Source organism: Mycobacterium sp. 1245499.0 (genome assembly GCF_001673615.1).
Taxonomy (GTDB): domain Bacteria; phylum Actinomycetota; class Actinomycetes; order Mycobacteriales; family Mycobacteriaceae; genus Mycobacterium; species Mycobacterium europaeum_A.
On the sequence record NZ_LZMG01000050.1, the window covers coordinates 1 to 8,594 of the forward strand.

An 8,594-nucleotide genomic window follows, 5' to 3' on the forward strand; every position below is an offset into this window, starting at 1 on the left:
CCTCATCGCCGCGGCGCAGCCGTTCGTCGATCATGGCGGCGGCGGCCAATGCCTCGTCGCGGTGATGATCAACCACCGCATTGATCGCACCGTTGACGTCATCGAGCCGATCCAAGGCCGCCTCAACGACCTCGCGCGCCGAGACTTCGCGCTTTCGGACCAAGCTGGCGAGTTCGGTCGCGGGCAGTTGCCATAGCCGCACTGGCGAAACTCCTTTGTTCGTCACGGGTGCTGCACGTACGACTCGCCCTGATCGTCGCCGTTGCACTTGACGACTTGCAATGACGATTGGGCGGGCACGCCCGCCAAGTCGGGGTCGATTTTGACGTCGGTTTCGTGGCTCGGCCTGATGGCTGCGGTGCCTGAGATCGTGCGGGCGGTCGTGGTCCGCGCCGCGGGCGCCCGCAACGCACCGAGATCGGCGCCCGGAGGCCGGGAAGATGAGCGCAATCCGCCGCAGTGGAGCATATGGCCATGCGCCGAGCGCTTCGGTGCCGAGGCTATACGGGCAGCAGCTGGTCGATGACCGCGGCCAGCTGCTTGGCGGACCGGCACTCGTGCATCGGGATGACCTCTTGATAGCGCGGGACCGCCGAATCACCGCTGCCCCACAGGTGCTTGGGCTCGGGATTCAGCCAGTGCGCGTGCCGGCTGGCGGTCACCATGTGACTCAGCAGCTCGATCTCCGGATTGCGGTAATTGGTGCGGCCGTCGCCGAGCACCAGCAGCGAAGTCCGCGGTGAGAGCACATTGGGGAACGCCTGCACGAACGACGCGAAGGCGTTGCCGTAGTCGGAGTGGCCGTCGCGGCTGTAGACGCCGGATTCGCGGGTGATCCGCTGAATCGCCACCGCCAGATCGGCTTCCGGGCCGAACATGTGGGTCACCTCGTCGGTGGTGTCGATGAAGGCGAACACCCGTACACGTGAGAACTGTTGGCGCAGAGCGTGAACCAGCAACAGGGTGAAATGGCTGAAGCCGGCGACCGAACCGGACACGTCGCAGAGCACCACCAGTTCCGGGCGCGCCGGACGTGGCTTGGCCAGCACGACGTCGATCGGCACCCCGCCGGTGGACATCGACTTGCGCAGCGTCTTGCGCAGATCAATCGTCCCCGCCCGGCTGCGCCGCCGGCGCGCCGCCAGCCGGGTCGCCAACGTGCGGGCCAGCGGCGCCACCACCCGGCGCATCTGGCGCAGCTGCTCACCGGAGGCGCGCAAAAATTCCACGTTCTCGGAAAGCTGTGGGATGCCGTACATCTGGACGTGATCGCGGCCCAGCTGCTCCGCGGTGCGCCGTTTGGTCTCGGCGTCGACGAGCTTACGCAGCTGGCTGATGCGCTGCGCGGCAAGAGCTTTGGCGATTTCTTCCTGGCTGGGTGTGGGTTCGTCGCCGTACGAGGCGAGCAGTCCGGCCAGCAGCTTGCCCTCGAGTTCGTCGAGCGCCATCGCCTTGAGCGCCTGATACGACGAGAAAGACGGGCCGCGGCTGGAGCTGTATTTGCCGTAGGCCTCGACGATCCGAGCGATCATCGCGACCAGGCGCTCGTCCATGTCGGCGAGGTCGGGGTTCTCGGTCAGCAGATCGGCCAGCATCTGGCGCATCGCCTCGACGTCGTCGGGCGGCAACGCGCCGTCGTCGGGCGAGTCGTCGGCCTCGTCCTCGGTGACCACCGCGCGTGCGCCCAGCGCCGCCGGGAACCACAGGTCGAACATCGCGTCATAGGTCTCGCGGTGATCCGGGCGGCGCAGCACGGCGCACGCGAGGCCCTCGCGCAGCACCATGCGGTCGCCCAGGCCGAGCGTCGCCATCACCCGACCGGCGTCCACCGTCTCCGAGGGGCCGACCGAAATCCCCGCCCCGCGAAGGGCTTCCACAAATCCCACCAGGTGGCCCGGCAGCCCGTGCGGGGCGAGCGGCCGGGTGGGTCGGACACGGCGAGTGGCCATCGCAGACTTCCTAATTCAGCCGCAGTTCGCCGGTCGCGCGCTGCTGGTCGGATTGATGTTTGAGCACCACGCCCAGCGTGGCCGCCACGACGGCGTCGTCGATGGTGTCCAGGCCCAGCGCGAGCAGCGTGCGGCCCCAGTCGATGGTCTCGGCGATCGACGGGACCTTCTTGAGCTGCATCCCGCGCAGCACGCCGATGATGCGCACCAGCTCCTCGGCCAGGTGCGCGGGCAGCTCGGGGACCCGCGACAGCAGGATGCGGCGTTCCAGGTCGGGACTGGGAAAGTCGATGTGCAAGAACAGGCATCGACGCTTGAGCGCCTCGGAGAGTTCGCGGGTGGCGTTGGAGGTGAGCACCACCAGCGGCGTCCGCTCGGCGGTGATGGTGCCCAGCTCGGGGACGGTCACCGCGAAGTCCGACAGCACCTCCAGCAGCAGGCCCTCGATCTCGATGTCGGCCTTGTCGGTCTCGTCGATGAGCAGCACCGTGGGCTCGGTGCGCCGGATGGCGGTCAGCAGCGGACGCTGCAGCAGGAACTCCTCGCTGAACACGTCGTCTTTGGTCTGGTCCCAGTCCCCCGACCCGGCCTGGATACGCAGGATCTGCTTGGCGTGGTTCCACTCGTAGAGCGCGCGGGCCTCGTCGACGCCCTCGTAGCACTGCAGGCGCACCAGGCCCGAGCCGGTGGCCTGCGCGATGGCGCGGGCCAACTCGGTCTTGCCCACGCCGGCCGGGCCTTCCACCAGCAACGGCTTGCCGAGCCGGTCGGCCAAGAACACCGCCGTCGCGGTGGCGGTGTCGGGCAGGTAGCCGGTCTCGGCCAACCGCCGCGAGACGTCGTCGATGTCGTCGAACAACGGCTTGGACCGGGCGGGCACACTCACAATCGGTTCTCCTAAAGCACTTGCTGCACGCGGGGCATCAGACCGGACGGGTCTGTCCGTCTCCCCACGCGATCCATTTGGTCGAGGTCAATTCGGGCAGCCCCATCGGACCGCGGGCATGCAGTTTCTGGGTGGAGATGCCGATTTCGGCACCGAAACCGAACTGCTCGCCGTCGGTGAAGGCGGTGGACGCGTTCACCATCACCGCGGCAGCGTCAACACCGTCGGTAAACTTCTGCGCCGCAGCCATATTGGTGGTCACGATGGCCTCGGTGTGTCCGGTGCCGTACTCGTTGATGTGCGCGATCGCGGCGTCGATGCCGTCGACCACCGCCACCGCGATGTCCATCGACAGGTACTCCCGGCGCAGGTCGTCCTCGTGCGCATCCTTGGAGAATCCGCCGTGCACCGTCACGCCGGCGTCTTGCAGGGCGTTCACCAGCCGGGGCAGCGCCTCTTCGGCGATCGCGACGTCGACCAGCAGCGTCTCGGCGGCGTTGCAGACGCTGGGCCGACGGGTCTTGGAATTCAGCAGGATTCGCTCTGCCACGTCCAGGTCGGCGCCGTCGTGCACGTACACGTGGCAGTTACCGACGCCGGTCTCGATGGTGGGCACCTGCGCGTCGCGAACCACCGCATTGATCAGGCTCGCGCCGCCGCGCGGAATCACTACGTCGACCAGGCCGCGCGCCTGGATCAAATGCGTCACGGTCGAGCGATCATCGGCCGAAAGTAATTGCACCGCATCGGCGGGCAGGTCCTCGCTGACCAGCGAGGCGCGCAGCACCTGGACCAGCGCCTGGTTGGACCGGGCCGCCGACGAACTCCCGCGCAACAACACGGCGTTGCCGGACTTCAGCGCCAAACCGAAAGCATCGACGGTCACGTTGGGCCGGCCCTCGTAGATCATGCCGACGACCCCGAGCGGTACCCGCTGCTGACGCAGCTGCAGCCCGTTGGGCAACGTGTAGCCGCGCAACACCTCCCCGACCGGGTCCGGCAGCCCGGCGACCTGGCGCAGGCCGGCGGCGATGCCCTCAACGCGCTTGGAGTCCAATGCCAACCGGTCCAGCATCGCCGCGGGCGTCCCGGCGGCCCGGGCGGCCTCGAGGTCTTCGGCGTTGGCCGACAAAATCAACTCGGTGTGGGCGGTGATCGCGTCGGCCGCGGAGCTCAGCGCCTGGTCCTTGGCAACCGTCGGCAACAACGCCAGGACACGGGATGCGGCCCTGGCGCGGCGTGCGGCGTTGTGCACCTCCTGGCGCAAGTCAGGAAGCGATGGTGCTTGCAGACTCATTGAACCAGGGTATCCGGCGAAAAAAGCCAGGGTGAGGCGGCCCGTTACCCCGACGGTGGCGACCCGCATCGCCCGGCACCGCCGCGCTCGCGATCGCCGCTACCACCGACGGTGGCGACCCGCATCGCCCGGCACCGCCGCGCTCGCGATCGCCACTACCACCGACGGTGGCGACCCGCATCGCCCGGCACCGCCGCGCTCGCGATCGCCACTACCACCGACGGTGGCGACCCGCATCGCCCGGCACCGCCGCGCTCGCGATCGCCACTACCCGACCCGCTCACCGCGCCGGGCGCTGCGCACCTTGCTGCGCCGCTCCTCGATGATGTTGCCAAAGTTCTGCAGCAGCAGGGGTGCCCGCGTCACCAGGTGTTCGATGTGTTCCCGGTCGATTTCCAGCGCCGTCACCTCTTCCAGCGCGTACGCGCTGGCCAGATTCGGCTGCCGGGTCAGCGCCGTCAGCCCCAGGAACGACCCCTCGACCAGCGTGCTGATCGGCACCGTCGACCCGTCGTCGGCGGTCGCGGTCAGCTGGACGCGCCCGGCGACCAGGAACGTCATGGTGGTGGGCACCTGGCCGGCGTACTCCACCACCTCGTCGGCGCCGTATCGGACGATCCTCGCGGCGGACCGCAGCGATCGCTGCTCCTCGGCGCCGATCCGCAGCGCCGGCGCCACCACCGTGTGCAACGCATGCTCGACCCGTTCGATGGTGGAGAAGTCGTCGTCGGCGCCGTCGAGGTGCAGGTCCTCCCGTCGCGCGGCATACCAGGCCCAGCGCAGGAAGATCGCCTTGGCGGCGCCGGCGTCCGCCGGTGAATTCAACCCGATGGTCGTGCGGTACTCGCCTGCTCCCGCCGGGACCGTCCGCGGCACGCTGCCGGCCTTGAGCTGGGGCAGCCCCTCAGCGATGCGCGACAGCAGCGCACACACCCGGTCCGGCGGGTCGACGGTGGAGAACGTGGTCGTCACCGCCAGCTTGTGGGTGCCGGGCGGGCGGCTCAGATTGGTGAACGCATTGCCGGCGAGCATCGCGTTCGGCATGACCCGAATCCCGCTGCCGGTATCGATGTGCACGGCGCGCCAGTTGACCTCGACCACCCGTCCGCGCGCGGTGCCGGTGTCCAGCCACTCGTCGATGCGGAAGGGCTGCTCGAACAGCATGAACAAGCCCGACACGATCTGGCCGACGGAGTTCTGCAACATCAGACCGATGACGACCGACGTGACGCCCAGCGCGGTGAAGATGCCGCCGATCCGCACACCCCAGATGTAGGACGACATCACCGCCAGGCCGACGCCGATCACCACCAACCGCGCGCAGTCCAGGAAGATGCCGGGTAGCCTTTTGCGCCAACTCTTTTCGGGCGCGCCTTCGAACATCGTGGCGTTGAGGCCGGACAGCACAAGGACGAGCACCAGCAGACCGAAAACCGTGGTGAGGACGCGCACCGGAACGTCGCCGGCGGGGACCTGGGAGGCCTGGACCAGCAGCAGCAACAGCGCACCGAGCGGCAGCAGGTAGTTGCGCAGCAGGCTCACCTGCCTGGCGAGCGGACTGTTCCTGCGCAGCAGCGCGTCGTGCAGCTCGGTGAGCGCGATCAACCCGAGTGGCAACCCGACCGCGATGCCGATCGCCCAATAGAACCACGACGAGTTGAACAGGTTCATCAGCGCTCCTGCAACCGGTAGATGGCCTGGTCGGTACCGCCGACGGAGATCGTGCCGGCGGGGGTGAACTGCCGAACATCTCGCATCGCCTCGTACACCTGCGAGCTGACATAGATGCCCGGTTGCGGTGCGCCGCTGTGCATTTGATAGGCCAGGCTGACCGCGCCGCCCCACATGTCATAGACCAGGCTGGACCGGCCGACCAGCCCGCTGACCACGTTGCCCGTGTTGACGCCGACACGCAGCCCCAGCTGGTGTGCCGCCTGGCTGTTGAACCGATCGATGATGCGACCGATTTCCAGGGCGAAGTCGACGGCGCGGTGGATGCTGTCCAGCCGGGGCGTGACCACCCCGCAACTGGCCAGATATCCGTTGTGGAACGTCCGAATCCGTTCGACACCAAGGGCTTCGGCCGCCGAATCGAATTGCCGGAAGAGATCGTTGACGGTCGCGACCAATTCGTCTTCCGGCACGTCGCTGGAAATCTCGTCGAGGCCGACGATGTCGGCGTAGATGACGGCCACGTCCTGATGTTTCTGGGCGATGGTCTCCTCGCCCTCGCGATAGCGCCGCAGCACCGACTCGGGCATCAGCGCCAGCAACAGGCGGTCGTTTTCCCGGCGTTGCTCGTTGAGCAGCTCTTCCTTGATGGCCAGGTTGCGGCTCATTTCGTTGAAAGCCGCTGTGAGATCCCCGATTTCGTCGCGGCGCCGGACGGGGATATTGATCTCGTAGTCACCCGAGCTGATCTTGCGGGTGCCTTCCTCGAGACGCCGGACCGGTCGCACCGCGGCCTGCGCGACGAACATCGAGGCCACACAGATGGCGAAGATCATCGCGGCGACCGCCACCACCAGCGTCTTGCTGAACCTGCCGAGCCGGGCGAACGCATCGGAGTTGTCGCGCGTCGCCAGGATCGACCAGTGCAGGTCGGAATTGGGGATACTCAGCGGCGCATAGGCTTCCAATTCCCTGTTGCCGGTGTAGTCGGTGGCGCTGACCACCCCCGTCTCGCCGCGCTGGGCGGCGCGCAGCCCGGCCGTGTCGACCGGCTGCACCAGGGTGGTGCTGCCCAGCCGGAGCGCTCGGTCCACCACATCGGGTGGTGTGCCGGCGTCGATCGCCTGGCGCCGGTAGCCCTTCGGGTCCTCGATGAAATCCCGCGAATCGGAACGCATCAGGTCGTCGGGGCCCGCCAGATAGGTCTCGGTCGCCGGGCCCATCCCGGCGGCGTCCCAGCGTTTGTCGGCGGTCATGATCTTGTTGATCTTCGCGACCGGAACCGGCAGCGCCATCACGCCTTCGAATTTGCCGTTCATGCCGACCGGTGACACCACCCACGCCGTGGGGGTGTCCAGGTGCGGCTGGTACTGCTGAAAGTCGGTGATCCAGACGAAGTCGAGGTCGTTGGACGCCAAGGCCTTTTGGTATGCCTCCCGCAGCTTGGATTCGCGATAGGGGCCCGTGAGGATGTTGGTGCCCAGATCGGGCCCCTTCATCACGCTGTAGACGACATTTCCCTGCATGTCGAGCAACAGCGCGTCCTGATAGTCGAACCGGGTCACGATGCCGCGCATGTAGAAGTCGAAGCGGGCGTTGGCCGCCGACCATGCGCTGCCGTCACCGGCGTCCTGGACGGGCAGGCCGTCGGGGCCCGGCCGGGGGGCGGCGGTGTAGTAAGCCTGAATGTATTTCTGCGCGTTGGAACTTGGCAGGACCGCCCTGATGTCAATGGTGTCCCCGGTGATCCGCTTGATCGGTTTGATCATGTCGTCGTCGTAATAGTTGACCAGCGACTGTTGTTGCGCGGGCGTGATCGTGGCGTTGCCCAGCTGACCGAATCCGGTGGTCAGCGTCGTCATCGCCTCGTTGACGCTGAAGCCGCCGCTGTAGACGATCAGCGAATTCGAGACCTCCCGGAACAGCGCCTGTACGGCCCGCTTCTGCGACTCGCGCAACTCGATCAACCGTTCCGATTCGACTTGGCGCAACGCGTTACGGCCGGACACGGCGCCGATGAGGCCGATCACCGCCACACCCAAAATGCTCGACAGCAGCATCGTGATCAAGATCTTGGACTGGATACCGAACCGGAAGCGGGCCAGGGCGCGCTGCCGCACGCGCTTTGCGGCCGGTTGGGCCGGACCGGTATCGGTATGGGGTTCGGCGTCCGTCAGCTCGCTCGTGGTCAATCGCCTGCCCTTTTCTCGTTCGATCCTGCACCCCTAACGCAGCAGAATATCGCGCGGACATCGAGATATTCGGCGTTTGCCAGGACGCGATTCGGCGTCGAAAGTGCCGGTCGCCCCGGTGTGCTTTGGCATCCCGGCCCGACTAACGTCGGCGGCATGACACGCGTTTGTGTAGTGGGCAGCGTGAATCTCGATCTGTCGTTGAGCGTGGACGCCCTTCCACGGCCTGGCGAAACGGTTTTGGCGTCGTCGTTGACGCACACCCCCGGCGGCAAGGGGGGCAATCAGGCGGTGGCGGCGGCGCGCGCGGGCGCGACGGTGCAGTTCGTCGGAGCGCTCGGCGATGACGCGGCCGCGGGCCGATTGCGCTCGCACCTCGAGGCCAACGGCGTCGGGCTCGACGGGGCCGTCGAAATCCCCGGACCCAGCGGCACGGCCATCGTGGTGGTCGACGCCAACGCCGAGAACACGATCGTGGTGGCGCCGGGCGCCAACGGCCGCTTCACGCTCAGCGACGAGCGTGCCCGCTCGGTCGTCGGCGACTGCGATGTGATGTTGACCCAGCTCGAGATTCCGGTGCCCACGGCCGTCGCGGCCGC

Annotated in this window: 6 protein-coding genes and 1 pseudogene; 1 reads left to right on the forward strand and 6 read right to left on the reverse strand. The window is 67.5% G+C overall.

Annotated elements, in window-relative coordinates; all coding sequences use genetic code 11:
* The 6 genes and pseudogenes from A5646_RS02245 to A5646_RS02275 form a co-directional block, all read right to left on the reverse strand.
* Nucleotides 1–202 (reverse strand): annotated as a pseudogene (locus A5646_RS02245) (amidase); the annotation flags it as partial.
* A gap of 298 nt (nucleotides 203–500) precedes the next feature.
* The gene (locus A5646_RS02255) at nucleotides 501–1,949 is read right to left on the reverse strand and encodes a VWA domain-containing protein (RefSeq protein ID WP_067019553.1); all 1,449 of its coding nucleotides are present in this window, start codon (nucleotides 1,947–1,949) and stop codon (nucleotides 501–503) included.
* 10 nt (nucleotides 1,950–1,959) lie between these two features.
* Entirely contained in the window at nucleotides 1,960–2,835 is an 876-nt protein-coding gene (locus A5646_RS02260) for a MoxR family ATPase (protein ID WP_007769847.1), read from the reverse strand.
* Nucleotides 2,836–2,872: 37 nt separating this feature from the next.
* The gene (locus tag A5646_RS02265; RefSeq protein WP_066867095.1) at nucleotides 2,873–4,132 is read right to left on the reverse strand and encodes a glutamate-5-semialdehyde dehydrogenase; all 1,260 of its coding nucleotides are present in this window, start codon (nucleotides 4,130–4,132) and stop codon (nucleotides 2,873–2,875) included.
* A gap of 267 nt (nucleotides 4,133–4,399) precedes the next feature.
* On the reverse strand, nucleotides 4,400–5,803 hold the full coding sequence (locus A5646_RS02270) for a mechanosensitive ion channel family protein (RefSeq protein ID WP_067019557.1): 1,404 nt from the start codon (nucleotides 5,801–5,803) through the stop codon (nucleotides 4,400–4,402).
* Nucleotides 5,803–7,995 carry an adenylate/guanylate cyclase domain-containing protein gene (locus A5646_RS02275; RefSeq protein WP_067019560.1) on the reverse strand — a complete coding sequence of 731 codons (2,193 nt, stop codon included), beginning with the start codon at nucleotides 7,993–7,995 and terminating at the stop codon, nucleotides 5,803–5,805. Before A5646_RS02275 ends, A5646_RS02270 begins: the two co-directional genes overlap by 1 nt.
* Nucleotides 7,996–8,151: 156 nt before the next feature.
* Between A5646_RS02275 and A5646_RS02280 the strand changes: the two genes are divergently transcribed.
* Nucleotides 8,152–8,594: PfkB family carbohydrate kinase (locus A5646_RS02280; protein WP_231998216.1), on the forward strand; the 443-nt coding region annotated here is incomplete at its 3' end.